The organism is Labedella gwakjiensis, from assembly GCF_003014675.1.
Lineage (GTDB): Bacteria > Actinomycetota > Actinomycetes > Actinomycetales > Microbacteriaceae > Labedella > Labedella gwakjiensis.
Genome location: NZ_PYAU01000001.1, coordinates 1,999,342 through 2,025,559, shown reverse-complemented (window position 1 = coordinate 2,025,559; position 26,218 = coordinate 1,999,342). Strand labels below are relative to the sequence as shown.

Here is a 26,218-nt window from a genome sequence, read left to right as displayed (position 1 = left end):
CGTGGATGGACGCGGCCCGTGAGTGGGCGCGGCGGAGGTCGGGCGCAGCGTGGGTGGGCGGACATCCGCCCGGGGACCGTCGGGGACCGGCGCGAGCCGGCCCCCGACGGGGTGCGCGTCAGCGCTGGGTGATGCGGGTGCGACGGGCGATCAGCAGGGCGCCGCCACCGGCGAGGAGGAGCGCGGCGAGTGCCACGGAGCCCCAGGCGGTTGCCGCGTCGGAACCCGTCACGGCGAGGCCGTCGCCGGGACCGGTGTCCGCCGCGACCACGAACTGCGACCAGCCGATCAGTGCGCCCGCGTCGTCGAGCACGGCGACGCGGTGCGCGCCTGCGTCGAGGTCAGCCGGGAGGGTGGCCGTCGCTGCGCCGTTGGCGTCGGCCTGCACCCAGCCCATTCCGGTCGGCGCGGAGTACACGTAGACGTAGTACCACTCGCCGGCGGTGAGACCGGTGATGCTCACGGTTCGACCCGAGACCGTCACGTCGACCGCGTTGCGGAGGTCCTCCGGCAGGTCCGACCCGTCCGCGACCGGCGGGGCCGGTGTGGTGGTGGGCTGCTCGGGGGTGCCCGGCTCGGTCGGCGGGTCCGTCGGGTCCACCGGCGGGTCCGTCGGATCGACCGGCGGGTCCGTCGGGTCCGTGGGATCCGTCGGAGCGACCACCGTGACGATCCGCTCGGCGGTCGTCGTGTTGCCGCGAGCATCCTTCACCGTGTAGGTCAGGGTGTACGCGCCGGCTGTGGCGGTGTCGACCGAGCCCGCGACCTCGATCGCCTCGGTGAGGTCGCCGTCGACGTTGTCCGTCGCGGAGACCCCGTCGCGCGGGTCGAACTCGGCGCCCTTCTCGACCTCGCCGTCCTCCGGCACCGTCAACTCGGGAGCGGCGTCCTTCGTGAGCGTGACCTCGTCCACGACGCTGTTCACGGGCTTCTCCGAACCGTTCTGCTGGCTGCGGAGCGTGCGCACCGAGATCTCGTCGTCCGAGACGTCGAGGACGGTGTAGTTGCGCACCTTCTCCTGGTTGATGACGGAGGCCCACCACGCACCCGGGTTCTCGGTGTCGTAGTACTTCGAGCCGCTCGAGGAGTTCGCGGTCACGTACATGACCTCGCCGTCCTTCGCCTCGACCTTGACCGCCGCGGGAACCTCGTTCTCGTCGGCCTTGTGGCCGTTCTTGATGAGGTAGGTGCGCGCGTAGTTGTGGTCGTGGCCCATGAGGACCAGGTCGATGCCGAGCTCGGAGATCTTCTCCGGCATGGTGCTGCGACGGTCGATCACGTCACCGTCGTCCTGGTGCGGTCCCACCGAGTAGAGCGAGTGGTGGAAGGACACGGCCTTCCACTTCGCCTTGTCACCCTGCTCCGCGATGACCTTGTCCATCCACGCGTAGTGCGACGTGTAGTCGCGGCTGTTCGAGTTGATGTTGAGGAACAGCACGTCCTTGTAGATGAACCAGTAGTCGCCACCCGACGACGTGGCCGAACCGGCACCGGCCGTGAGGTCCTCGTTCGGGAGGTTGAAGTGCTGCTCGTAGGCCTTCGATCCCACGTCGTGGTTTCCGTTGTTCGCCACGAAGGGCAGCTCCCGCAGGTGATCGGACTGGAGGAAGAGCTCGTACTGCTGCTCGTTCGACGCGCTCTCGACCTGGTCGCCCGAGGAGTAGAGGAGCTCGGCGTCCGGGTAGCTCTGGGTGGCCACGTCGAGCGTGTCCTGCCACCCGGCCGCGTCGGCCACGGCGTTGCCAGAGGCGCCGAGCTGCGGGTCGCCGAAGAAGAAGAACGAGAAGTCCCCGGAGAAGTCCTGCGTGCGGAACGTGTACACGTCCGACCAGCCCTTGTCGTCGCTTCCGACGCGGTAGGAGTACTCGGTGTTCTCCTCGAGCCCGTCGAGCGTGGTGTCGCGGAAGTACTCGCCGCTCGTCGTGCCGCCGGTCTTCGTCGTCTCGATGGTGCGTGCCGAGTCCGGGAAGGCTCCGTCCACGACGGTCGAGCTCTTCGCGAGCTGGGCCGCCTGGGGCACGTCCACGTCGGAGTACCAGGCCAGCGTGCGCTCGGCCTCGGTCGCTCCCACGCCGAGCACGAGGTCCGAGATGGTGGCCTCGGTCGGCTCCGGGGTCGCCACCGTCGGAACGAGGCTCTTGAGGTCCAGGTAGATGTCGCTGCTCGACGCACGGTCCTGGTAGAGCGCGATCGCGATCGTGTTCTCGCCCGCCTGGAGGGCGTCTGCGGGGATCTGGAAGGTGCTCGTCACCGGGTCGCCGCCGCTGCTTCCGGCGTACGTGAGGTTCTGGTTCGCGGCGCCGTTCACGCGGTCGTCGACGAACCCTGCGACCTTCTCGCCGTTCACGTAGATGCGCACGGCGTCGTCGTACGTGACGGTGCCCTCGAGAGCCTCGATCTGCGCGAGGTCACCAGCCGGGACCTCGAACTCGTTACGGAAGTGGTAGGTCTCGATCGTGTCGGACGAACCGGTCTTCGCGTACTGGACGAGCGTCTTGGCGACGAAACCGTTACCGAGATCCGCGGCTCCGCGCTTCGATCCGAAGGATCCGGCGGCGTTCTTCCAGGCGGAGTCGTCGAACGCGGCCGTGGTCCACGACAGGGAGCCGTCGCCCGACGGGTCCGTCCCGTTGTCCGAGTACGACCAGGGATCGGCGGAGGTGAGGTACGACTCGGGCAACGGAGCGGCCGTGAACTCGAAGTAGTCGAAGTTGCCGACGTACGGGTGACCGGAATCGGCGGTCACGTGCATGACCACGATGAGCGTGTGCTCGCCGGAGACCTCGGCGGCGAGGTCGACGGTCGTCGTGTTGTAGGACTGCCAGTTGGTCCCGGTGACCGGGAGCGCCGTCGTCGCGATCTTGTTCGCGTCGGTCTTCTCGTCGATGTAGAAGTCGAGCGACGGGTTCGCGCCGACGCGGCCCGAGTTATTGACGTAACGCACCGTCAGCGACGACAGCGGAGCGGAACCGAAGTCGACCTTGTCGTAGGTGAGCTCGCCGCCGTCCCAGGTGCCGCCGACGTTGCCGAGTGAGGCGCCCGTCGAGTCGCTCGACGTCTCCTTCTTGAGGCCGTTGCCGTTGTCGCCGGTGTAGTCCTCGGCTTGGACCCGGACCGGCTCGGCGGCGATGCCGCTGGCGGCCGCGAGCACGGTGGGCGTGGATGCGGCGGCGGGAAGGCTCGCCAGCGCGAGTCCCCCCGCGGTGAGCGAGAGCAAGACGAGACCGGCGACGCCGCGTCTCCCGTTCCTGATCATTCGGGACGAAGCCGAGGGGACCGGCGTCGATTGAGGTGTCAGCAAGATGTCACAGGCCAATCGTGGGTGTGGAGAAAGAGGGCAGGAGAGGGCGCATTCCCAGCGCCCCTCCGCAACCCTTGGGGCTCATCGTGACGAGCACGAGACGGGTCGATGAACGGCGCGTGTCCCACCTGTGAAGCGTCAGGGAGTTCGGTGCGAGACCGGTGGGACGTCTTCCGTTTGGGCCGGAACGTGGTCGTCCGGAGCGTCAACCCAGGCTCAGGACGACCCCGGTCAGTCCTGCTCGGATGCTCTCGATCCCGGTACCGAGCGCGTCGATCCCGCGCTGCGATGTCACACTCCCGTCGTCGGCCGGCTCCCGCGACGTGGCACCGGGCCAGATCACGGCCGTCACGTTCTCGGTGGGTTCGGCGAGCTGCCCGCCGACCACGAGGACCTGCTGGTCGAGGATCTTGCCCGTCTCGACGTCGAAGACACCGACGACACCCTCCCCGAGGCCGACCACGAGGTCCGCGTCCGCGGCCACCGCGGACGCCAGAGCATCGCCGACCGGATCGTCGCCCGCCGGGTCGGCGGGGAATTCCTCGAGCTCCGCCCCGCTCGCGTCCGCGAATGCCCGCGTCGCATCGAGCAGCGTCTGAGACGCCTCCGTGTCGTCGGGGATGAGGACGGCGATGCTGTAGCCGCTCAGGTCTCCCGTCTCGGGCGGTGCGGCGTCGATCGTCCTCCCGGGTGCGGGCAGGACTCCCACTGCGTCGGACGGGACCGTGGAGGGCGGGACGGGCGAGCCGTCGGGCGCGGACGACCCGTCCGGGGCGGAGACGCACGCGGCGAGCGCGAGCGCGGATGCCGCGGCCAGGAAGAGCGACGCCGCTCGGCGGAGGGGACGGAGACAGGTCGACACCGCGTCAGTGAACAGGGGGCCGGCATCGACGAGGTGACCGGCACGTGACCGCCCGGTGAACGCCCGGCCTGGGCGGAGCGGATGTCCGTCCTCGTTCCCCCGGCGTTGGTCTCCCGTTCACCGGCCGACGACAGAGTGCCCAAGGGCTCCGGACGATCCGCGGGCCGCGAACGAAGAGGAGCACCATGACATCCCCCCACCCCGGTCGCAGTCGGGCCTCGGTCCTGCTCGCCGGGGCCGCCGTTCTGGGTGCCGGGATCTCGGGAATCGTCGGTCTGGGCGCGGCGCCGGCGTCGGCGCACGGCATCTCGTCCGTCGTCTACGCCGACCTCGCGGAGGGCTCGGAACAGGGCCACCTCGACGTCGAGCTGCAGCTCGAGTACGACCTTCTCGTGGTCTCAGCCGCCGACGCCCAACGCGTCGACCCGCTCTTCCAGGACGGCACCGCCGCATGGGAGTACGGCGATGCAGAGGAGCAGGCGACGGTCCTCGACACGTACGCCGACACGACGCTCGCCTACGTGTCCGACCGGTTCACCGTCTCGACGGCCGACGCGTCCTGCGAGCTCTCGCCGGTCGGCGGGTACGGGATCACCGAGCAGCAGGGAGTGCCGTACGCGGTGCTGACGCTCGACGCCGCGTGTGCGTCGGCCGACGGTGAGATCACCGTCACGAGCGGGCTGTTCCCCGATGCCGAGCAGTACGTCATGGGCACCGAGACGATCCTGACCTACGACCTCGCCGGCGGCTCGGGGAGCGCCGTGATCGACGCCGAGAACCCGGAGTTCTCGGTGGGGCAGAGCGCGGGCACGCGGCTGTGGGAGTTCTTCGTCCTCGGCGCAGAGCACCTGCTCTTCGGCATAGACCACGTCCTGTTCCTGCTCGCGCTCATCGCCGGCTCCCGCCGCTTGCGCGAGATCGTCCTGGCTGCGACCGCGTTCACGGTGGCGCATTCCATCACGTTCATCCTCGCGGCGCTGCACGTGTTCACCCTTCCGGCAGCGATCATCGAGCCGATCATCGCCCTGTCGATCGCCATCGTGGCCGCGTGGCCCCTCGTCCGGATGTGGAGAGGGAGGGGGGACGCCGACGCTGACGACCCGGCGGAGCGCCGCGGGCCTCTCGGGATGGATCGCAGCGGGTGGATCCGCCTGGGTGTCGTGTTCCTCTTCGGCCTCATCCACGGCATGGGCTTCGCCTCGGCGCTCGGCATCGACGAGGCCTGGTCGTGGTCGCTCCTGTGGTCCCTCCTGGTCTTCAACGTGGGCATCGAGGCCGTCCAGGTGGCGATCATCCTCGTCGTCTTCCCGCTCCTCGCGCTCCTCCGCCGACGGGTGCCCCGCCTGGCGCTGTGGGTCAGCGTCGCGCTGAGTGCGGGGGTCGCGATCTTCGGACTGGTGTGGTTCGTCCAACGCATCGCCGGGTGGGAGTGAGCCCTCAGTCGCGGTCGACCGCCACGGCTGCCTCCGCGAGCAGCACGCGCGCGGCCATCCCGATGACCGCGCTGTAGGTGGGGTAGGCGAAGCGCACGTTCGCGAGCGTGGCCACATCCACCCCGGACGCCATCGCCGTGGTGACCGACTGGACGACCTCGATCGCGTTCTCGCCCACCGCGTGGGCGCCGAGGATCAGCTCGCGGCGCCGGTCGGCGATGAGCAGCAGGAAGCCGCTCTCGCGGTCGTCGATCACCGCGCGGTCCACGGCGGAGAACGGAACCCGGGCCACGACGCAGCCGGGGTCCTGCTCACGCGCCTGCTCCTGCGTGAGGCCGACGCCCGCGTAGTCCGGGTCGGTGAATCCGCCCGCCGGCAGCAGGTGGTGCGGGGTGCGCCGGTTCGCGCCGAGCACCGCGTTCTCCGCGGCGGCCTCGCCCTCGAACTGGGCGGCCTGGACGAGCATGTCGCGCCCGTTCGCGTCTCCGATGGAGAAGATGTGCGGAACGCTCGTGCGGAAGTAGCGGTCGGCGGGGATGGACGAGCGAACCACCTCGATGCCGGCGTTCTCGAGACCCAGGTCCTCGACGTCGGCCGGCCACCCGGTGGCCATGATCACCGCGTTCACCTCGCGGGAGAGCGACTCGTCGCCCTCCTTCCAGGTGATCGTGATGGCACCGTCCGCGGCCCTCTCGAGGCTCTCCACCGTGGAGATACCCGTGTGCACATCGACGCCCTGGCCCTCGAACGCGGTCGTGACGACCTCGGCGATCGACGCGTCCGACGCGATGAGGATGCGCGGGGCGACGTCGAGCAGGGTCACATCGGAGCCGAACGCGTTGAACACCGTGACGAGCTGCGCGCCGGTGTTGCCGGCCCCGATCACGGCGACGCGGCGTGGGAGTTCCGGGAGGGACAGGACGTCCTCCGGCACGGTCGCGAGCTCGTTGCCCGGCACCGGCAGTCGCCGCGAGTGCCCGCCGACGCACACGAGGATCGACGTGGCGGAGATGCGGCGGCCGCTGTCGAGAACCAGGGTGGAGTCGTCGACGAAGCGCGCCCGCCCCTCCTGGATGAGGTCGACGCCCGCCTCCGCGAAACGACCGGCCTCCCGCTTGATCGAGCGGACCGCGTCGACCCGCTCATGCACGCGCTCGACGACGGCCGCCCAATCGACCGTCGGCGCGTTCACGTGCACGCCGTAGTCGCCGGCTGAACGCGTCTCCCGCACGAGACGGGCGGTCTTCGCGAGGACACGGGTCGGCACGCAGCCGGTGTTGACGCACGTGCCGCCCAGCCGTCCCGCCTCGAGCACGACCACGGAGGCACCGAGTTCCGCGGCCCGGAGTGCGGCTGCGGTGCCCGCGGGACCCGCGCCGATCACGGCGACGTCGTAGTGCTGCGTGGCATCTGAGGAGGTGTTCGAAGCGGTCTCGGGGGTCGTCGTGGTCATGCTCCGATTCTCCCGCGGAGCACTGCGAAACCACCGGGGGTTGCCGTCTGTGCGCCGCCGAGGAGTCGGCTGACGATCCCCCGGGTAAGGGCAGCCTTGTTTTGAGTCGTTCACGATAACGACTAGCCTGGAGACATGACCACCGACCTCTCCGCCGACATCCGCTCGGCCGGCCTGCGCGTCACGCGTGGACGCCTCGAGGTCCTCGCGCTGCTCGAGAACGCCCCGCATTCCGACGCCGAGACGATCCACTCCCTCCTCCGCGAGGCCGACCCCGACGTCTCGATCCAGTCGGTTCACAACATCCTCTCGGCGCTCGCCACGGCCGGACTCGTCCGCCGCATCGAGCCCGCGAAGTCCGCGGCGCGCTACGAGCGCCGCATCGGCGACAACCACCACCACGTGGTCTGCACCGGTTGCGGCGCGATCGAGGACGTCGACTGCGTCGTCGGCCACGCGCCCTGCCTCACACCGTCGGCGACGAGCGGATTCCGCATCGACACCGCCGAGGTCACCTTCTGGGGGCTGTGCAGCGACTGCGCCGCCGTCCCCACCCCATCCTTCTCCGGCCAGAAAACACCTACGACACGAGGAGTCCATCTGTGACGAACCACACCACCACCAATTCCGGAGCGCCCGTCGGCAGCGACCAGCACTCCCAGAGCGTCGGCGCTGACGGCGCCATCGCCCTCACCGACCACTACCTCGTCGAGAAGCTCGCCCAGTTCAACCGCGAGCGGGTGCCGGAGCGCGTCGTGCACGCCAAGGGCGGTGGAGCCTTCGGGACCTTCACGACCACGAATGACGTGAGCGCGTACACGCGCGCCGCGCTCTTCCAGCCGGGCGTCGAGACGGAGATGCTCGCACGCTTCTCCTCCGTGGCCGGCGAGCAGGGCAGCCCCGACACGTGGCGCGACCCGCGCGGATTCGCGCTCAAGTTCTACACGAGCGAAGGCAACTACGACCTCGTCGGCAACAACACCCCCGTCTTCTTCATCAAGGACGGCATCAAGTTCCCCGACTTCATCCGCTCGCAGAAGCGCCTCCCGGGCAGCCACCTGCGCGACCACAACATGCAGTGGGACTTCTGGACCCTGCAGCCCGAGTCGGCCCACCAGGTCACGTGGCTCATGGGCGACCGCGGCCTCCCCACCTCGTGGCGTCACATGGACGGCTTCGGATCGCACACCTACCAGTGGATCAACGCCGCGGGCGAGCGCTTCTGGGTGAAGTACCACTTCCGCACCGCGCAGGGCCACGAGACGCTCACGCAGGCGCAGGCCGACCAGATCGCCGGTGAGGACGCCGACTTCCACATCCGCGACCTGCACGACGCGATCGCCGACGGAAACCACCCCAGCTGGGACCTCTCGGTGCAGATCATGCCGTACGCGGACGCGGCCGAGTACCGCTTCAACCCGTTCGACCTCACGAAGGTGTGGCCCAAGGGCGACTACCCGCTCATCCCGGTCGGCCGCATGACGCTCAACCGGAACCCCGGCAACTACTTCGCCGAGATCGAGCAGGCCACGTTCGCTCCGTCGAACTTCGTGCCCGGCATCGCCGCGAGCCCGGACAAGATGCTGCAGGCGCGCATCTTCAGCTACGCCGACGCGCACCGCTACCGCGTGGGCACGAACCACGCCGAGCTGCCCGTGAACCGCCCCCACACGGAGACGAACAGCTACTCCAAGGACGGCGCCATGCGTCACGGCTACCGTTCGCCCGAGGAGCCGGTCTACGCGCCGAACTCGTACGGCGGCCCGCACGCCGACCCGGCAGCGCACGGCGACGACCGCGGTTGGCAGAACGACGGCGAGCTCGTCCGCTCGGCCGTGACCCTGCACCCCGAGGACGACGACTTCGTGCAGCCCCGCACGCTCGTCAACGAGGTCATGGACGACGCAGCCCGCGATCGTCTCGTGTCGAACATCGCCGGACACGTGTCGAAGGTGACGATCCCCGAGCTGCGCGACCGCGTGATCACGTACTGGAGCAACGTCGACGTGACGCTCGGTCGCCGCGTGGCCGAGGCGCTCGACCCGATCGAGACCCCGCGCTCCACCCTCGTGGACACCCCGGCGCCCGTCGCCCGCTAGCCCCACCGCCTCCTCTCCCGACCGCCCGAATACAGCTTTTGAGCGTGTTTCCACCGATACAACGGCGGAAACACGCTCAAAAGCTGCATGTGGTGGGGGCGCCTGGCGGGGAGACCGGGACCACCGAGGAGCGGCGGGCGCGGCACCGACCCGAACGGTTCGCAGCCCGCCACTCCTCGGTGGCCGTCGTCGATCCTACGATGCAGCGGCGCGCGGACAGTGGAGCATCGTGCGCGGGCCGGAACGGTCCACGACATGCTCCGACATCGGCGCACCACAGACCGGGCACGCCGAGGCCGAGCTCGGTGGCAACGGCTCCTCGTCATACGGACCGACGGGTGGAGGCCCGATCCAGGGGAAGAGCGTCGCGTTCAACCAATTGGTGAAGCCCACCTCGCGAATACGCGGTCGGGGCTGTCGCTCTGCGCCTCCAGTGTTTCGTGCCATAACCGTTAGTGTACTCACTAATTTGATACGATGGGGACATGACGACGACTCCCACTTCCGTACCCGCGGCCACCGAGAGCGACGCCCCCGAGGAGATCGACCTCCTGGCCCTCGAGAACCAGGTGTGCTTCGCCCTCGTGGTCGCGTCGCGCAGCGTCCTCTCGCTGTATCGTCCCGTGCTCGAACCGCTCGGGCTCACGCACCCGCAGTACCTCGTCATGCTCGCGCTGTGGAGCGAGGACGGCCGCTCGGTCGGCGACCTCGCAGCGACCCTCGCGCTCGAACCGGCGACGCTCTCCCCCCTCCTCAAGCGCCTCGAGGCCGCGGGTCTCGTGGCCCGCCGTCGCTCGACGACGGATGAGCGCGTGCTCGTGATCGAGCTCACCACGGAGGGCCGCGCCCTCCGCGCGCAGGCCGAGTCGATCCCTCAGCGCGTCGCCGCATCCCTCGGCATGGACCCGGCCCAGCTGACCGCTCTCCGCAGCACACTCCACACGGTCACCGCCGCAGCGAACCGTCCGTGAGGCACCGCGGTCGGTATAGTGGACGGAGCGAAGGGGAGTAGCTCCGAGCGTCCGCCACGACACACCGGCTCAGCCGGATCGGAACGGCGGGTCGCAGCGGGTCTGTCGACATACTGGAGCCGGTCACGACGACCGGCACCCGGCAGCCCACCCGGTCACCGGGCGAGCGAGACCTTCGGCCACACATCCACCCGTGGCCGGTCCTCCCTCGTGATTGCCGGTCGCCCGACCGGAAGAACTCCCGTGACCGGAATCCCCACCCCCACGCAGGTCGACGCCCACGGTGCCGCCGTCTCCCCCAGCAAGGCCCAGGTCCGCCGCTGGCGCCGCTATCTCGCGGACGAACGCGCAGAGGCCGCCGTCTACCGCGACCTCGCCTCACGTCGCTCCGGCGAGGAGCAGCAGATCCTCAACGGCCTCGTCGAGGCGGAGGAACGCCACCAGCAGCACTGGATCGACCTCCTCGGCGAGCGCGTCGGGCGCCCCCTCCCCACGGATCTGCGCACTCGACTGCTCACGTTCTTCGCCCGTCGGTACGGCTCCGTCTTCGTGCTCGCCCTCATGCAGCGGGCGGAGGCGCGCTCGCCCTACGAGGCCGACGTGGACGCGTCGCCCGCGATGGCCGCCGACGAGCGCATCCACGGCGAGGTCGTGCGCGGCCTCGCCGAGCGCGGTCGCTCCCGTCTCTCCGGCAGCTTCCGCGCCGCCGTGTTCGGGATGAACGACGGCCTCGTCTCGAACCTCGCCCTCGTGGTGGGGATGAGTGCGACGGGCGTCGCCAACTCCGTCGTGCTCGCATCGGGCATCGCCGGGCTGCTTGCCGGGGCCCTCTCGATGGGCGCCGGCGAGTACGTGTCGGTGCGGTCGCAGCGCGAGCTGCTCGAGGCGTCGACCCCCGACCCCAGCGCCCGCACCGCTCTCCCCCACCTCGATGTGGAGGCGAACGAGCTCGCCCTCGTCTACCGCGCCCGCGGCATGAGCGAGGAGGAGGCGACCGCTCACGCCCGCGAGGTGCTCGCCTCGATCGCCCACAGCGCCGATGGCCCGCCAACGGGCGCAATGGCGATCGGCCACGACGCCGAACTCGCCGACGCGGACGCGCACGAGTCCATCGGCACGGCGTGGAGCGCGGCCATCACGAGCTTCTTCCTCTTCGCCGCCGGCGCGATCATCCCCGTGATCCCGTACCTGTTCGGCCTCTCCGGACTCGGCGCAATCGCTGTCGCCGCGGGTCTCGTGGGTCTCGCGCTGCTGCTCACGGGCGCGTCGGTCGGCATCCTCTCGGGCGCCTCGCCGCTCGCCCGCGCGCTGCGCCAGCTCGCGATCGGCTTCGGCGCGGCCGCCGTCACCTACGTGCTCGGGCTGCTCTTCGGCACCTCGGTGGGCTAGCGCGCCTTCCGGCGGTAGAGCGCCATCGCCGCGACCAACGCGACCACCAGGATCGCGACGCACCATGCGAGGGCGACCCAGAGGTCCGTGCCCACCGGTCGCCCCGCGAAGATGTCGCGGATCGCGTTGACGATGGACGTGACCGGCTGGTACTCGGCGAACCAGCGCACCGGCCCGGGCATCGTGTCGGTGGGAACGAATGCCGAGCTGATGAACGGCAGGAAGATGAGCGGGTAGGAGAACGCGCTCGCCCCGTCGACCGACGATGCCGACAGCCCCGCGATCACCGCGACCCACGTGAGCGCGAGAGTGAACAGCAGAAGGATGCCCGCGACGGCGAGCCAGCCGAACACGCTCGCCCCGGTGCGGAACCCGAGCAGCAGTGCGACCCCCACGACGACGACCATCGAGATCGTGTTCGCGACGAGCGACGTGACCACGTGCGCCCACAGCGCGCTCGAGCGAGCGATCGGCATCGACTGGAATCGTTCGAAGATGCCGCTCTGCAGGTCAAGGAACAACCGGTACGACGTGTACGCGATGCCCGAGGCGATCGTGATGAGCAGGATGCCGGGCAGCATGTAGTCGATGTACGAGCCGCTCCCGGCGTCGATCGCGCCGCCGAGCACGAAGACGAACAGCAGCATGAGCGCGACGGGCGTGACCGCGGTGGTGACGATCGTGTCCGGGCTGCGCAGGATGTGGCGCAGCGAGCGCCCCGTGAGAATCGCGGAGTCGCCGAGGACGTTGCTGGTGGTCATCGTTCCGTCCCGTCTGTCGTGTCGTGAGCGCGACGGTCGTCCGAGGCCGTGGCGCCCGTGATCGCAAGGAAGACCTCCTCGAGGGTCGGCTGCTTCTCCACGTACTCCGTCCGCGCGGGCGGAAGGAGGCGTTTCAGTTCGGCGAGCGTCCCGTTCTGGATGATCCGACCCTCGTGCAGGATCGCGATGCGGTCCGCGAGATGCTCGGCCTCCTCCAGATACTGCGTGGTGAGCAGCACCGTCGTGCCAGCGGCGGCGAGCGAGCGCACCGTGTTCCACACCTCGATGCGCGCCTGCGGATCGAGTCCGGTGGTCGGCTCGTCGAGGAACACGACGCTCGGGTTCCCGATGAGGCTCATCGCGATGTCGAGCCGCCGTCGCATGCCGCCGGAGTAGGTACCGGCTCGTCGACGCCCGGCGTCGGTGAGCGAGAACCGCACCAGCAGCTCGTCCGCGATCGCTCCCGGGTTCTTCAGGTGGCGCAGGCGGGCGACGAGCACGAGGTTCTCCCGGCCGCTCAGGATCTCGTCGACGGCTGCGAACTGCCCGGTGAGGCTGATGGATTCACGCACGTCGCGCGGCTGCGTCGCCGTGTCGAAACCGTTCACGGAGGCGGAGCCGCCGTCGTGGGCGAGCAGAGTGGAGAGGATCCGCACGACGGTCGTCTTCCCCGCGCCGTTCGACCCGAGGAGGGCGACGATGCTGCCCCGCGCGACCTCGATGTCGACGCCGCGCAGCACCTCCTGGTCGCCGTACGACTTCCGCAGACCCGCCACGCGGATCGCGGGCTCGGCGATCATCGCGTCTCGCCCCGCTCCGCATCCTCGATCGCCGCGACGAGGCGGGCGCGCTCCTTGTCGATCCATTGAGTGCCGCTGTACGCGCGCGCGAAGTCCTCGGCGAAGGCCACGGGGTCGTCGCCGACGATGGCGCGCACGGGGGTTCCGTCCACGGCCGCGCGTTCCCAGAGGTCGACGGCGTCGCCCATCATCGTGACGAGGGTGTCCCCGTCGGTGACGCCCGCGTAGTACATGAGGTAGCGGTCGAGCGCCTTCGCGGCGCCGCGGTACGGCTCGGCGAGCGCCTCCATCCGCGCCTTGTGCTGCCGGTACTGCTTCTTCTGCTCGAGCGATCCGGTGACGAGCTCGATCCACTTGGCCATGATCAGTTCTCTCCCTGGTGGAGCTGTTCGATACGTTCGGCGAGGAAGCTCCATGTCCTCCAGAACTCTCCGAGCTGGTCGCGCCCGGCACTGTTGAGCGAGTAGACCTTGCGGGGCGGCCCCTTCTCGGAGGGGACCTTCTCCACGTCCACGAAGCCGCGCTGCTCGATGCGCACGAGCAGCGCGTAGACGGTGCCCTCCGCGATGTCGGCGAAGCCGAGCTGCTCGCGCAGCCGCACCGTGATCTCGTACCCGTAGGCGGGGCGCGCGGCCACGATCGCGAGCACGATGCCCTCGAGGGTGCCCTTGAGCATCTCCGTCATCTGGTTGGCCATCGATCCGCCTCTATCTACTCGGTGTCACTGACTACCGGTACAAAGTAACACTGAGTACCGGTAGATAGCAACACCGAGTACCGCACTCGATTCGGTCGTCGCGATATTCTCGCGATGTGCAGACCGGACCCGCCCACACCTCATCAGCCCGCCACTCCTCGACGCGTGGTCGGAGCGCCCGATGATCGAGGTGCACGAGGCGTCGATCGCCGATCTCCGTTCTGCACTCGACGACGGTCGCACGACCGCCGTCGAGATCGTCGAGGCGTACCTGCGCCGCATCGACACGTTCGACGGCGAGCTGAACGCGGTCGTCGTCCGCAATCCCGACGCCGTCGCGGAGGCCACCGCGTCCGACGCCCGGCGGGCCGACGGAGCACCCCTCGGTCCCCTCGACGGCATCCCGTACACCGCCAAGGACAGTTACCTGGTGCGTGGACTCACGGCAGCGGCGGGCAGCCCGGCGTTCGCCGAGCTCGTGGCGCAGCACGACGCGTTCACGATCGAGCGCCTCCGCGGCGCGGGAGCCATCTGCCTCGGGCTCACGAACATGCCCCCGATGGCGAACGGGGGGATGCAGCGCGGCGTCTACGGCCGGGCGGAGAGCCCGTACAACGCTGACTTCCTCACGGCGGCCTTCTGCTCCGGTTCGTCGAACGGATCGGGAACGGCGACTGCCGCGAGCTTCGCCGCGTTCGGGCTCGGCGAGGAGACGTGGTCGAGCGGTCGCGCGCCCGCCTCCTGCAACGCGCTCTGCGCCTACACGCCGTCGCGCGGCATCATCTCCGTGCGCGGCAACTGGCCGCTCGTGCCCACGATGGACGTGGTCGTGCCCCACACCCGCACGATGGACGATCTCCTCGCGGTGCTCGACGTCATCGTCGCCGAGGACACGGAGTCGCGGGGCGACTTCTGGCGGGTGCAGCCGTGGGTCGCGCTGCCCACGGTGTCCGAGGTGCGCCCCGCCTCGTACGCGAGCCTCGAGGGGTCGCTCGCCGGCAAGCGGTTCGGCATCCCCCGCATGTACGTCAACGCGGACCCGGAGGCCGGCACCGCGGACTCCCCCGGCATCGGCGGCTCGACGGGGCAGCGCATCGAGACGCGCGCGTCCGTCATCGCCCTCTGGGAGGCCGCCAGGGCCGACCTCGAGGCCGCCGGCGCAACCGTCGTCGACGTCGATTTCCCCGTCATCTCCAACTATGAGGGCGACCGGCCCGGTGCCCCCACCATTTTCACGCGCGGGCTCGTCTCCCCCGAGTTCCTGCACCGCGAGATCGTCGACCTCTCCGCGTGGTCGTGGGACGACTTCCTGCGCGCCAACGGCGACCCGAACCTCCCGTCGCTCGCCGGCGTCGACGGCTCGCGGATCTTCCCGCACCCCGAGGGCGCACTGCCCGACCGCGTGGAGGGCTTCGACGACGACATCGCCGACTACCCGCGCCAGGTGCGCGAGCACCCCGTGGACGACCCCACCCAGATCCCCCATCTCGAGGAGGGCCTGCGGGGTCTGGAGGAGACGCGGCGGGTCGACCTCGAGGAGTGGATGGACGAACTCGGTCTCGACGCCGTCGTCTTCCCGGCCATGGCCGACGTGGGCCCGGCCGACATGGATGTGAACCCCGCCTCGGCCGACCTCGGGTGGCGCAACGGCGTGTGGGTGGCGAACGGCAACCTCGCGATCCGACACCTCGGGATCCCGACGGTGACGGTTCCGCTGGGCACGATGGCCGACATCGGCATGCCCGTCGGCCTCACCTTCGCGGGCCGCGCCTACGACGACACCGCGCTCCTCGCACTCGCTCGCGCGTTCGAGGCGACGGGAGCCCGCCGCACGTCCCCGCCGCTCACTCCGCCGCTGTAACGGGCGGGCGGAGAGGGCCGCGGGCCGAGCCATGAGCCTCACCGGCACCGTCCAAGGCAGATCGGAGCCGTTGCACGAACGGCGCGCGCTCTTCCACAGACACGAAACCATCGAGCGGCTCCGTTTCGTAGAGCCGGTCGTCCGGGTAGCGAGGGAAGACGTGGACGTGCAGATGCCACACGTCCTGGCCGCCGTCCGGTTCGTTGTGTTGCCGTGTCGAGACGCCCGAACACCCGTAGGTCGCACGCATGGCCCGTGCGACCTCCTGGACGAGATCCATCACTCCGTGCAGATCCGATGATGAGACGTCGTAGAGGTTCTCGATGTGAGTACGAGGCACGACGAGAACATGACCGGTGTTGCGCGCCCACCAACGCGGGGAGATGAAAGCAACGGCGCGTTCTCGTTCGGCGACGACGTCCTCGAGTCGCGGGGCCGTCATCGGTTCGCCTCGAAGGAGGGCACAGAACGGACAGGGGTATCCCGCGGGTTCGTGCACGGCAAGCGGCCGCCGGCCGTCGGCGCTCATCCAGCCCCCATCACGCGATCGTCCTGCGATGCGGCTTCCCACACGTCGCGGATCGCGGCCGTCTGCTCGTCGACACTCATCCCGGCGACGTCGATGACGACGTCGACGTCCGGCGGCGACGCCATGAGGTCGTGCAGCAGGTCGAACTCGTCGTCGGTGAGGTACACCGTTCGCATCGCAGCACGCTCGTGGGCCTCGCTCAGCGGAAGCGCGAGGTGCACGACGAGACACTCGGGGAGCTCCGCGCGATAGGCGGCGAGGGCGTCAGCGGTCACGACGTCCGCGATCGTCACCGCGAAGCCGGCCCCGGTGAGATTCCGTGCCAGAGCCGCGACGTTCCGTGCGGCGAGGACGTGCTGCTCGCGGCCGGCCGGGCCGCTCCACATCGTCTCGTCACCCGCGACGACGAGCTGCCTGATGTCGTCGGCGTCGATGAAGGCGGCCCGATCCCGCTCCTCGGCCAAGCGACGGGCGCACGTCGACTTGCCGACCGCGGGGCCGCCAGACAGAACCACTGGCCGCATGCTGCACCACCTCCCCACCTCGACGCTAGCGAGCACGAGTGCGCCCGGCTACAACCGGACCGGAGGAAGGGGCGCTGGGGCGGGCAGCTCGCCCTCCGCAAGGATCCTCGCGTTCGAGTACCGTCGCCACCGTCAGACGCTCGCGAAAGTGTCACGCCAGATGAGGACGCCTCGCCGAAGGAACGGTTCGGGCACGTCGGCGTGAGACGGGGCGGGATCGGCCGGATCGACATCGAGTGTGCGTGGCCAGGGGAGAAAGCGTTCGTCAGCGTCGACCCATTCAGGATTCGGCAGACCGTCCTCGGTGAGGCGCCACTCCACGAGGCCCGCGATCGCCGCATCCCAGGCCGAATCAGACGTGGGCCCGGGCTCAGCCAGGCCGAGGATCCCCCGGACGAGACCCCGTTCGGCCAGGAGATCGTCGTTCAACTGGATCAGAGCCCTCAACGCGCGATCCTTTCGGCCCGCCCGGAGGTGACCGCGAATGTCGGCTGCCGCCGTCGCCGCGTCGTCACGTCGCGTGGGGGCCGCGTACAGCCGGTGGCCCGCGGCGGCCAGGAGACGGTCGATCGTCGCGAACTCCGCCCTCCGTCCACTCTCGGAGCGCGAGACGCTCGCCTGATCGATCCCGGAGCGTTCCGCGAGTTGGTGCTGGGTGAGCCCGCGGCTCGTGCGGGCCGCACGCACGAGTGTTGCTGCCGTTGCCATCGCCGAGCCTCCTATGTCTTATAAGACATAATCTATCAGTGACATTGCGACCGCGGGTAGCGTGAACCCGGATCAGGGAAGGGGAACGATGAGTACCGCAGCAGATCGCCACCCTGAGCTGCACCACGTCGTCGTGTTCGCGGACGGTCCGGGCGGGGGCAACCCCGCGCCGATCGTGCTGGACGCCGACGGGATGACGGAGGCGGAGATGCGCGGCGTCGCCGACGAGACCGGGCTCGAGAGCGGATTCGCGTTCCACCCGGACACACCCGACGACGACATCGCCGTCCGGTTCTGGGTACCTCGCCACGAGATGGAGATGTGTGGTCATGTCACCCTCGGCACGCTGTGGCTGCTCGCGCAGCGCGGGGTGTTCGAGACGCCGAGCTCGCCGCGTATTGCGACGCGGAGCGGCCGTGTCCTCGGCCGCATCGCCGCCGACGGTTCGGTGCAGATCAGCCAACCTCCCGCCGTCCTGACTCGGGTGGAGAACGTCGGGCCTGTTCTCCGGGCGCTCCGCATCGGGGAGGACGAACTGGCGGACGGACCGATACTCAACTCGTCGACCAGTCGCGTGAAGACGCTCATCCCACTGCGCGACGCGAGCGTTCTCGACGGGCTGCACCCCGATCTCGACCTCATGGAATCGACGTGCGACGCCGTCGGTTCTACCGGGCTCTATCCCTACGCGGTCACCGGTGACCGGGAGTTCAGCGCCCGCCAGTTCCCTCGCTCCTCCGGCTACGCGGAGGACCCGGCGACGGGCATCGCGGCGACCGCGCTCGTCGGCGGGCTCGCCTCGACGGGCGCGCTCCCGCTCGACGAACGAGATGTCACGGTACGGCAGGGCGTCGCGATGGGCCGGCCGTCGCGCATCACCGTTCGGCTCGACCTCGACGGAACCGACATCGCCGGACTCTGGCTGGGCGGGCCGGTGTCGCACGCGCCTCACCCCGACGGTCCCTGAGTCCGAGGACCGGGGTCACCCGGAGAAGGCTCCGCGGTAGGCGGCCGCCGGGTGGGTCGACGGCAAGAGCGGGCCGGCGCCCGGGAAGAGGCGCTCGCGGAGCGTCGACTCCTCGTACGCCGTGCGGTACCGGCCACGGCGCTGCAGCTCGGGCACGAGCATCTCGACCACATCGGTGAACGTCCCGGGCGAGAGGTACTGCACAACGTTGAAGCCGTCGACGCCCGTGATCTCGACGATCTCCTCGAGACGATCGGCCACCTGCTCGGGAGTTCCGACCACGTGGAACGCGTCGCTCCACGGGTCGGAGAGCGAGTCGATGATCGCCTTCGCCTTGCCGCCCTGCGCCTCGGCGAACTCCCTCTCGCGCGACTCGATGTGTCCGCGGCCCGAGAACGAGACGCCCTCGTCCTCGGCGAGCGCCGCCACGTCGATGCCGGTGCCGCCGCCGAAGTGCACGAGGTAGCCGTCGAGGTCGCGGTAGCCGAACACGTTCTCGGCCTTCCGCCGGGCCTCCGTCTCCGTCTCGCCGAGCACGATGTTGATGGAGGTGAAGGCGCGGATCGCGTCGCGCCCACGCCCGAAGGCCTCCGCGCGGTCCCGCAGGTCCCGCACGTCGGCCCCGACGCGCTCAAGCGTACGCGACGACACGAACACGCCCTCCGCATGCCGGGCGGCGAGGTTCTTCCCGGAGTCGGAGCTGCCCGCCTGGTAGATCACGGGCGTGCGCTGGCGGCTCGGCTCGCTCAGGTGCGGGCCGTCGACGGAGAAGAACCGGCCGTCGTGACCGATCTCGTGCACCTTCGCGGGGTCCGTGTACACGCGGCGCTCGCGGTCGCGCACCACGGCGTCGGCATCCCACGAGCCCTCCCACAGCTTGTACGAGACGTCGAGGAACTCCTCGGCCACCTCGTACCGCACGTCGTGGGTCACCTGCTCGCGGAGCCCGAAATTGCGCGCCGCATCGGGCAGGTACCCGGTGACGACGTTCCAGGCGATGCGCCCCTTCGTGAGGTGGTCGAGCGTCGACAGCCGGCGCGCGTTGCCGAACGGCGGCTCGTACGTGGTGGAGGCGGTGACGGCGAAGCCGAGGTTCCGGGTGACGGCCGCCATCGCGGGCACCACGAGGTACGGGTCGTTGTTGGGGATCTGGATGCCGCGCTCCACGGCGGGGTCGCGGCTGCCGCGGTACACGTCGTAGGTGCCGACGACATCAGCGATGAACATCGCGTCGAACAGCCCACGCTCGAGGAGCGCTGCCGTCTCCGTCCAGTAGTCGATGTCGGTGTAGCGGTGCCGGGAGTTCTCCGGATGCGTCCACAGGCCGTGGTTGATGTGGCTGGGGGTGTTCATCTCGAAGCCGTTGAGGTGGATCGGGGAGGGCATGCTTCGACGCTACCCGCCCGTCCGACTGCCACCGTCAAGATGACGGGGAGCGACGAGACGATCGCCGCTACCCAAGACGCCGAGCCACAGAACAACCGAGACAGATCCACGTGGAACGCCGGCATGACATCTCGTCAACAGTGGAACACTGGTGTACCATCATTGGACTGGTGGAACGCCAGCGTGACACCCGCTGCATCGAGAGAGGGGAGAGTGCGTGATCATCACGGACATGTCGCAGGTGGGCGATGTCGTCAGACAGCGTCGCACCGAGCGCGGACTCTCCCAGAGCCAGCTCGCCGAGCTGACGGGGACGACTCGTCAGTGGGTATCGCGCTTCGAACAGGGGAAGAACGACGTGAGCGTCGGACGGCTGCTGGATGTGGCTGAGGCGCTCGACCTCACACTGGACCTCCGATCGCCTCAGCGTCACCTCGACGGTCCTCGAGCAACGTCGGGCGCGATCGACACCACCACCCGCCGAGCTCCGCGACCGGATGACGGAGAGAGACTCTCCGCCGGCGTGGCCGCGATAGCGAAGACGATCGTCGATCTCACGAACCGGCGCAGAGCCGCGGCAGAGAAATCAGAACACGATGCCTGAGCGTCTCGAGGTCATCCTGTCGGGCGTCTCCGTTGCGACTCTCGATCTCCTCGGCCCCGGACGCCATGAGCTGCGTTACACGTCGGATTGGCTCACGGACGGCGCCGCCTTTCCCATCAGCATCTCACTCCCCCTCCAGTCCCCTCCGATCACCGGAGACGTCCTGTCGTCATTCCTCGACAATCTCCTCCCCGACAATGCAGACGTCAGGGAACGATGGGCACTCGACGCGGGCCTTGCCAGCACCGAGCCGTTCCACCTGCTGAAGGCCTACGGCTCCGACACCGCCGGTGCTCTTCAATTCCTCGATCCGGACAACCCGCATCGGGATGTTCGCGGACGGTCACCGCTCAGCGACACGGAGATCGGCGGTCGCATCCGGGCCATCCGGGAGGACGACACCGCCTGGCACGGTCCAGATGGGGAGATGGGCTACTTCTCGCTCGGAGGCGCGCAGGGCAAGTTCAGCCTCGGATATGGTGCGGACGGCTGGTACGAGCCCTCCGGGAGCGAACCGAGCACGCACATCCTCAAACCTCGGGTCCGCCGTCAGGCCGACGGAGAACTCATCGAATACATCGCAATGACGGCCGCCCGCGCGGCCGGCCTCGATGCGGCGTTCGTGTCCATTCGTGAGTTCGACGGCGAACACAGCCTCGTCGTCGAACGCTTCGACCGCTTTCGCGACCGCGACGGGCTCGTGCAGCGGGCTCATCAGGAGGATCTCGCGCAATCGACGGGCCGCACCCGTCTGCAGAAGTACGAGAGCAGGGGCGGGCCCAACTACCGCGACATCATCCGTCTGATCGATGACCACGCGCCGGGCGCCGCACGGGGTTCCTCCCTCCAGACCTTCGTCCGTGCCCTCGTCTTCTCCTGGATGGTGCTCAACACCGACGCGCACGCGAAGAACTACTCCGTCTTCATCACCCCGGACGGCATCGAGCTGACGCCGCTCTACGACGTCAGCAGCCTGATCCCCTATGTCGGACATACCGACGACACGTCGCGAGCGATCGGACAAGCGATGCGCTCGACGAAACTCTCGATGCGAATCGCCGCGGACTACGAGGCGGGAGAGCAGAGCTGGTTCGAGTGGTCCGCCGTCGCCCGAGAGGCAGGGATCGACCGCACGGAGCTCACGGCATGGGCGGGTGCCGTCGCCGAGAGCCTTCCTGCCCTGATCTCGGAGATCGCGGCCACGCTTCCGTCGCATCTTCAGACGACGACCGTCGCACGCTTCGTCGACCGCGCACCGACGCGTGCGCGGCAGATCCTCTCCTCTATCGACGGACCTGACCGGCCGTAGGGCGGCGTCACTCGGGGAGCGGCACACCGCCGGTCTGGCAGGCGGCACAGTATTGCGCCGCACCCTTCGATCCGGGTACGTCGCGCACGGCGTCGTGCCCCTCGGGGCAGGGCTCGCCGGTGCGGCCGTGCACGGCCATCGCGGCGACCTTCGCGGCCTTGAGCTCGGCGGGCGGCACGTCGCGTCGCGCCTCGAACGCCCCGCCGAGCACGTCGCGGATCGCGGCGAACAACTGTGCGCGCTCCTCTTCGTCGAGCGTCGACGCGTGGGCGACCGGCGACAGCCGCGCGGCGTAGAGGATCTCGTCCGAGTACGCGTTCCCGATCCCGGACAGCGTCTCCTGCTCCTGGAGCAGCGCCTTGAGCTGCTTGCGGCGGCCCGTCACGACGGCGTCGAGGTCGGCGCGCGTGAACGCGTCCGACGCCGGGTCGGGTCCGAGCTTGGCGACCGACGACACCTCCGCCGGATCGTCGACGACGTGGAGTCCGAGGGACAACCAGTCCCCCGCGTCGGTGACGGCGAGTTCCGCGCCGCCGTCGAACCCGACGCGCGCGATGACGGGAGGCGTGTCCGGCCCCGTCGGCTCGGCGTCCGTCGCGTCGTCGCGCCAGCGGGCCCAGCCCGCACGACCGAAGCTCACGAGCAGGGTCGGACCGTCGGTGTCGATCGAGAGATGCTTCCCGAAGCGGCGCACGCCGGTGACCGCGTGTCCGTGCAGTTCGGAGAGCGGTCGGGCACGCGTCTTGAGGGCGCGCGCCTCCTCGAGGTCGATCGCGGAGATCCGCCGGCCCGTCAGGTGTTCGCGCAGGAAACCGCCGAGGGAATCGACCTCCGGGGACTCGGGCATGCGGTCATCCTTCCACCTCGTGCGGGGCGGGACAATCGGTTCCGCCTCGGGGAGAAGGGGTCAGGCGCCCGGGCCCGACTCGATGCGCCAGCCGGGGCCGGCCTTCAGCTGCGCTCGCAGCGCCGACGCCGCGGAGCGGGCGCGCTCCTCGTCGGGCGCGGTGACATCGATCGCCACGGGCAGCTCGTCACCGAAACCCGCGACGGTCACGGTGGCGTGCGCACCGTCGCGCAGCGGGACGGAGGCGGAGGCGGAACCCGCACCGTGCACCTCGGAGCGGATCGTCTTCGCGATCATGGTGAGGACCTCGGGCGCTGTGGCGACGATGTGGGCGACGATCGTGACGGTGGCGGTCATGCGGCCACGCTAGCGGCGACGGCCCGGACCGGCGGCCCCGTTGCGCACCCGTCGTTCTCGACGCCTCACGGGTCTCGGGAGCCTCGCGGGCACGGCTCCGCGTCGACCGGATCGCCTTGTGTCGTGGTCGATCGCGATGTCGGTGAACCGGAAGGTGGCGCTGTCGTCCATGGGATTCTCGCCTGGGCGGGGCTTCCGTCGACGCGGCCCTGCGTGAGCTGTCGATAAGGTCGATCCGGGAGGTCTCATGAAGGCGTATGCGGGACTCTGGGGGTCGATGTTCGGTGTCTTCCTCCTGGCGGCGGTCACCTCAGCGGCGATGCTGGGGCCGCCCGGGCGCCGGAACCGATACCTCGACGCGGAACTGGCGGAAGCGATCGGCGGTCCGGCGACTGTCGCCGGGTTGGCGATCGGTCTGCTGGTCGTCCTGCTCCCCCTCCCGAAGCGACGATCGTTCGCCTCGGCCACCGAGACGTGCGCCATCGTCGTGCTGATCCTCACGTCCTCGGTGGTGGCGTATCGAGCGATCGTGGGCGCGAACGACAGCCGGGACCTCGATCCCGGGACCCTGAACCTGTGGCTGCTCGGGGCTGCCGGTATCCTCGTCCTCCTCATCGTGGTCGCCATCCGAGCAGATCGGGCCCGGCGGCGGGAGAAGGTCGCGCAACGGACGTGAGCCGACGGGGTGACGGGGCGGTGCCGATGGCACCGCCCCGACGTCCTACACGGAGGCGGCGTGTGCGGCCAGTCGGTCGAAGAGCGCGTCGAGCTCGGGGTCGACCTGCTGGAGCTCGGGGTGGGCGTCGTAGTGCGCCAGGATCCGACGGGCCCCCTCGTCGAACGTGATGGTCGTGCGGAACTCCGGTGACAACTCGCGCACCCGCGTCGCGTCGAACACGACCGAGTGGGCCTTGTCACCGAGCAGGCCCGGGCCGAGGTCCGGTGCCGCCGCAGCGATCGTGTCGCTCGCGACGTGGACGAGGTTGGGCGCGTCCACTCCCGCCGCGTCGGCGAGCCAGCGGTAGATCTGGTCCCACGTGGGCGTGTGCGAGCCGGTGATCGTGAACGCTTCGCCGATCGCCGCGGGGTTGCCGAGCAGCCCCGTGAAGCCGACCGCGAAATCGTCGCTGTGGGTGAGGGTCCACAGGCTCGTGCCGTCGCCGTGAACGATGACGGGCTTGCCGGCGCGCATCCGCGCGATGTCGGTCCAGCCGCCGAGCGTCGGCAGCAGCGTTTCGTCGTAGGTGTGCGACGGGCGCACGATGGTCACGGGCAGCCCGCGGTCCCGGTGCGCCGCGACCAGCAGGTCCTCGCACGCGATCTTGTCGCGCGAGTACTGCCAGAACGGGTTCCGCAACGGAGTGGACTCCGTGATCGGCAGGCGACGCGGCGGCTTCTCGTAGGCCGAGGCGGAGCTGATGAAGATGTACTGACCGGCACGCTCGCCGACCGTCGCCAGGACGGTCTCGACGTGCTCGGGCACGAACGAGAGGAAGTCGGCCACGACGTCGAACGGGCGCTCGCCGACGACGGCTGCGACCGCATCCGCATCGCGGACGTCGGCGCGGAGCTCGCGCACCCCCTCGGGAAGCGGTCGTGCGCTCTGCCCGCGATTGAGGACCGATACGTCGTGCCCGGCGACCACCGCCGCGCGCACGCACGCGGTGCTGATCACGCCGGAACCGCCGATGAACAAGATGCGTCGTCGCAGAGTCATGCGATCGACCCTAGTCGCGCCGGACACCACAGAAGGCAGCCCTTGACTCCGATGATCCCGCCAGGCAGGTGGCGCTCACACATGGTCCGGCAGACAGCCGTCGACTCTGAAACACACGGCGGAGACGGCGAGATTTGAACTCGCGGTCCCCATAAGGGGACTCCACCTTAGCAGGGTGGTGCACTAGGCCGGACTATGCGACGTCTCCATGTGCGTCGATCCTGCTGACGCACGGCTTCCAGCATAACCGACAGCGCACGCGTGCCCAACCAGCTCGTGGCTCGAACCGATCGTCACTCGCCACGGCCCCGATCGCGGAGACCGTCGAAGCATGCCGTCACCTCATGAACGCGGGTGACTGCGGTGGCGTCAGTTCTTGACGACGCAGCTCTCCTGCGCGGCCGACTGGCCGACCAGGCCGGAGATCACACCGTCGTCGACCGGCGGCGTCTCGGTGCCACCGGGCGTCGTCGGGTCGGCCGGGGCCGTGGTGGTCGGCGTACTCGGGTCGGCGGGCGCGTCCGTGCTCGTGTCCTCCACGCCCACGCGGCGCGCGTCGGGGTCGGAGGAGAACGACGCATCGGCCTTGATCGCCGCCATGAGCTGCTCGGCCGTCTCCGTCGACGGCACGACGCGGTTCGAGTCGTACGGGTCCTCACCCACGGGGTACTGCACGAGCTGGATGTTGTCGAGGTCGAGGTTGCGCACCGTGAGCGCCATCGAGATCATCGTGTTCACGTTGGCGAGGTTGCTCGAGAGGGAGACGCTCTCCGCCGCGACCTTGGCGATACCGAAGAGCTTCGTGGGGTCACCGAGCGTGCCGTCGCTCTTGAGCTTCTTGACGAGCGAGGACATGTACATCTGCTGGAGGGCGATGCGCGAGAGGTCGCTCCCGTCACCGACGGCTTTGCGGGTGCGGAGGAACTGCAAGGCCTGCTGGCCCTGCACGGTGCTGATGCCGTCGGGAAGGTCGAGTCCGGAATAACGATCGAAGATCGGCTCCTGCAGACACACCTCGACGCCGCCGATCGCGTTCGTCAGCTGCACGACCGAGCCGAAGGTGAACTGGGCACCGTAGTCGATGTCGATCCCGGTGAGCTCCTCGACGGTGGCAACGGCGCACGCGAGGCCGCCCTTCTCCCCGCCCTTCGCGAAGGCCGTGTTGATCATGCCCGAGTACTCACGGGCACGCGTCTCCCCCGTGGCCGGATCGGTGCACTCGGGGATCGGGATGACGAGGTCACGCGGGAAGCTCACGACCACGGCGCTCTGGTGGTCGTCGGCCACGTGGACGAGAAGATTGACGTCGTTGAGGGCGACATCGCGGTCGCCGTAGAGGGACGCGTCCTGGTTCGCGTCGTCGTCCGCGCCGATGACGAGCATGTCGAAGCCGCCGTCGAACTCCCCGATGCCGAGATGCGGGGCCTCCGTGGGGTCGTCGCCCCCCGAGATGTCCACCGAATTGTCGGAGATCCCCGCGGTGATGTCCCACACGGCATACGTCGCGACGGACGCGCCACTCACGAGGACGACGGCGAGACAGATCGCGAGCACCCGGAGCACGGCGAGGACGGGTCCGTTCCGGCGCCCCCTGACGTGGCGGGCGGCGAGCTGCCGGGATGGACGGTGCGATCGGGCCATTC

Annotated in this window: 25 protein-coding genes and 1 tRNA gene; 10 read left to right on the top strand and 16 right to left on the bottom strand. The window is 69.5% G+C overall.

What is annotated here, in order from left to right; genetic code table 11:
- Window positions 1–118 precede the first annotated feature (118 nt).
- Both CLV49_RS09625 and CLV49_RS09620 read right to left on the bottom strand, forming a co-directional pair.
- On the bottom strand, window positions 119–3,256 hold the full coding sequence (locus tag CLV49_RS09625; protein WP_106563353.1) for an immunoglobulin-like domain-containing protein: 3,138 nt from the start codon (window positions 3,254–3,256) through the stop codon (window positions 119–121).
- A gap of 250 nt (window positions 3,257–3,506) precedes the next feature.
- A complete protein-coding gene (locus tag CLV49_RS09620; protein WP_106563352.1) occupies window positions 3,507–4,163 on the bottom strand; it encodes a BMP family ABC transporter substrate-binding protein in 657 nt (218 codons plus the stop codon).
- A 185-nt stretch (window positions 4,164–4,348) separates the two neighbouring features.
- Between CLV49_RS09620 and CLV49_RS09615 the strand changes: the two genes are divergently transcribed.
- Window positions 4,349–5,596: a HupE/UreJ family protein gene (locus tag CLV49_RS09615; protein ID WP_106563351.1), complete on the top strand. Its 1,248-nt coding sequence runs from the start codon at window positions 4,349–4,351 to the stop codon at window positions 5,594–5,596.
- Between the two features lie 4 nt (window positions 5,597–5,600).
- On the opposite strand, the gene CLV49_RS09610 is transcribed toward CLV49_RS09615, so the two are convergent.
- Window positions 5,601–7,049: a dihydrolipoyl dehydrogenase family protein gene (locus CLV49_RS09610; protein WP_106563350.1), complete on the bottom strand. Its 1,449-nt coding sequence runs from the start codon at window positions 7,047–7,049 to the stop codon at window positions 5,601–5,603.
- A 135-nt stretch (window positions 7,050–7,184) separates the two neighbouring features.
- Here CLV49_RS09610 and CLV49_RS09605 point away from each other — a divergent pair, with 135 nt between their 5' ends.
- From CLV49_RS09605 to CLV49_RS09585, 4 genes are all read left to right on the top strand, one after another.
- The gene (locus tag CLV49_RS09605; protein WP_106563349.1) at window positions 7,185–7,655 is read left to right on the top strand and encodes a Fur family transcriptional regulator; all 471 of its coding nucleotides are present in this window, start codon (window positions 7,185–7,187) and stop codon (window positions 7,653–7,655) included.
- Window positions 7,652–9,148, top strand: coding sequence for a catalase (locus tag CLV49_RS09600; RefSeq protein WP_106563348.1), 1,497 nt, complete (start codon window positions 7,652–7,654; stop codon window positions 9,146–9,148). The genes CLV49_RS09605 and CLV49_RS09600 overlap by 4 nt, the downstream gene beginning before the upstream one ends.
- 485 nt (window positions 9,149–9,633) lie before the next feature.
- Complete coding sequence (locus CLV49_RS09590; protein WP_106563346.1) at window positions 9,634–10,119, top strand: MarR family winged helix-turn-helix transcriptional regulator; 486 nt, start codon at window positions 9,634–9,636, stop codon at window positions 10,117–10,119.
- Between the two features lie 252 nt (window positions 10,120–10,371).
- On the top strand, window positions 10,372–11,508 hold the full coding sequence (locus CLV49_RS09585; protein WP_106564997.1) for a VIT1/CCC1 transporter family protein: 1,137 nt from the start codon (window positions 10,372–10,374) through the stop codon (window positions 11,506–11,508).
- Here the strand turns inward: CLV49_RS09585 and CLV49_RS09580 are convergent.
- The 4 genes from CLV49_RS09580 to CLV49_RS09565 are packed head-to-tail and all read right to left on the bottom strand — an operon-like array spanning window position 11,505 to window position 13,766.
- Complete coding sequence (locus tag CLV49_RS09580; RefSeq protein WP_106563345.1) at window positions 11,505–12,269, bottom strand: ABC transporter permease; 765 nt, start codon at window positions 12,267–12,269, stop codon at window positions 11,505–11,507. The genes CLV49_RS09585 and CLV49_RS09580 overlap by 4 nt on opposite strands.
- Window positions 12,266–13,069: an ABC transporter ATP-binding protein gene (locus tag CLV49_RS09575; protein ID WP_106563344.1), complete on the bottom strand. Its 804-nt coding sequence runs from the start codon at window positions 13,067–13,069 to the stop codon at window positions 12,266–12,268. Before CLV49_RS09575 ends, CLV49_RS09580 begins: the two co-directional genes overlap by 4 nt.
- Entirely contained in the window at window positions 13,066–13,434 is a 369-nt protein-coding gene (locus tag CLV49_RS09570) for a DUF1048 domain-containing protein (RefSeq protein ID WP_106564996.1), read from the bottom strand. Before CLV49_RS09570 ends, CLV49_RS09575 begins: the two co-directional genes overlap by 4 nt.
- Window positions 13,434–13,766 carry a PadR family transcriptional regulator gene (locus CLV49_RS09565; RefSeq protein ID WP_106563343.1) on the bottom strand — a complete coding sequence of 111 codons (333 nt, stop codon included), beginning with the start codon at window positions 13,764–13,766 and terminating at the stop codon, window positions 13,434–13,436. Before CLV49_RS09565 ends, CLV49_RS09570 begins: the two co-directional genes overlap by 1 nt.
- Window positions 13,767–13,947: 181 nt before the next feature.
- Here CLV49_RS09565 and CLV49_RS09560 point away from each other — a divergent pair, with 181 nt between their 5' ends.
- Window positions 13,948–15,627, top strand: coding sequence for an amidase (locus CLV49_RS09560; RefSeq protein ID WP_106563342.1), 1,680 nt, complete (start codon window positions 13,948–13,950; stop codon window positions 15,625–15,627).
- On the opposite strand, the gene CLV49_RS09555 is transcribed toward CLV49_RS09560, so the two are convergent.
- The 3 genes from CLV49_RS09555 to CLV49_RS09545 form a co-directional block, all read right to left on the bottom strand.
- Window positions 15,611–16,156, bottom strand: a complete 546-nt coding sequence (locus CLV49_RS09555) for an HIT family protein (protein ID WP_106563341.1) — start codon at window positions 16,154–16,156, stop codon at window positions 15,611–15,613. The genes CLV49_RS09560 and CLV49_RS09555 overlap by 17 nt on opposite strands.
- Window positions 16,153–16,671 (bottom strand): AAA family ATPase, encoded by a 519-nt coding sequence (locus tag CLV49_RS09550; protein WP_127054351.1) that lies wholly within the window; start codon window positions 16,669–16,671, stop codon window positions 16,153–16,155. The genes CLV49_RS09555 and CLV49_RS09550 overlap by 4 nt, the downstream gene beginning before the upstream one ends.
- A 141-nt stretch (window positions 16,672–16,812) precedes the next feature.
- Window positions 16,813–17,388, bottom strand: a complete 576-nt coding sequence (locus CLV49_RS09545) for a helix-turn-helix domain-containing protein (protein ID WP_106563339.1) — start codon at window positions 17,386–17,388, stop codon at window positions 16,813–16,815.
- 88 nt (window positions 17,389–17,476) lie between these two features.
- Between CLV49_RS09545 and CLV49_RS09540 the strand changes: the two genes are divergently transcribed.
- The gene (locus tag CLV49_RS09540; protein ID WP_106563338.1) at window positions 17,477–18,355 is read left to right on the top strand and encodes a PhzF family phenazine biosynthesis protein; all 879 of its coding nucleotides are present in this window, start codon (window positions 17,477–17,479) and stop codon (window positions 18,353–18,355) included.
- Between the two features lie 15 nt (window positions 18,356–18,370).
- On the opposite strand, the gene CLV49_RS09535 is transcribed toward CLV49_RS09540, so the two are convergent.
- Window positions 18,371–19,741, bottom strand: coding sequence for an LLM class flavin-dependent oxidoreductase (locus CLV49_RS09535; protein WP_106563337.1), 1,371 nt, complete (start codon window positions 19,739–19,741; stop codon window positions 18,371–18,373).
- Between the two features lie 217 nt (window positions 19,742–19,958).
- Between CLV49_RS09535 and CLV49_RS09530 the strand changes: the two genes are divergently transcribed.
- Window positions 19,959–20,345, top strand: coding sequence for a helix-turn-helix domain-containing protein (locus CLV49_RS09530; RefSeq protein ID WP_106563336.1), 387 nt, complete (start codon window positions 19,959–19,961; stop codon window positions 20,343–20,345).
- Complete coding sequence (locus tag CLV49_RS09525; protein ID WP_106563335.1) at window positions 20,338–21,654, top strand: HipA domain-containing protein; 1,317 nt, start codon at window positions 20,338–20,340, stop codon at window positions 21,652–21,654. The genes CLV49_RS09530 and CLV49_RS09525 overlap by 8 nt, the downstream gene beginning before the upstream one ends.
- Window positions 21,655–21,661: 7 nt before the next feature.
- Here the strand turns inward: CLV49_RS09525 and CLV49_RS09520 are convergent, their stop codons facing one another.
- Window positions 21,662–22,501, bottom strand: coding sequence for a DNA-formamidopyrimidine glycosylase family protein (locus CLV49_RS09520; RefSeq protein ID WP_106563334.1), 840 nt, complete (start codon window positions 22,499–22,501; stop codon window positions 21,662–21,664).
- Between the two features lie 60 nt (window positions 22,502–22,561).
- Window positions 22,562–22,858, bottom strand: coding sequence for a hypothetical protein (locus tag CLV49_RS09515; protein ID WP_106563333.1), 297 nt, complete (start codon window positions 22,856–22,858; stop codon window positions 22,562–22,564).
- Window positions 22,859–23,105: 247 nt separating this feature from the next.
- On the opposite strand from CLV49_RS09515, the gene CLV49_RS09510 reads away from it, so the two are divergent.
- Window positions 23,106–23,534 (top strand): hypothetical protein, encoded by a 429-nt coding sequence (locus CLV49_RS09510; RefSeq protein WP_106563332.1) that lies wholly within the window; start codon window positions 23,106–23,108, stop codon window positions 23,532–23,534.
- 45 nt (window positions 23,535–23,579) lie between these two features.
- On the opposite strand, the gene CLV49_RS09505 is transcribed toward CLV49_RS09510, so the two are convergent.
- The 3 genes from CLV49_RS09505 to CLV49_RS09495 all read right to left on the bottom strand — a co-directional run bounded on the left by CLV49_RS09505 (window position 23,580) and on the right by CLV49_RS09495 (window position 26,216).
- Window positions 23,580–24,575 carry an SDR family oxidoreductase gene (locus CLV49_RS09505; RefSeq protein ID WP_106563331.1) on the bottom strand — a complete coding sequence of 332 codons (996 nt, stop codon included), beginning with the start codon at window positions 24,573–24,575 and terminating at the stop codon, window positions 23,580–23,582.
- Between the two features lie 119 nt (window positions 24,576–24,694).
- Window positions 24,695–24,783: transfer RNA gene (locus CLV49_RS09500), tRNA-Ser, on the bottom strand.
- 161 nt (window positions 24,784–24,944) lie between these two features.
- Window positions 24,945–26,216 (bottom strand): LCP family protein, encoded by a 1,272-nt coding sequence (locus CLV49_RS09495; RefSeq protein ID WP_106563330.1) that lies wholly within the window; start codon window positions 26,214–26,216, stop codon window positions 24,945–24,947.
- Window positions 26,217–26,218 lie beyond the last annotated feature (2 nt).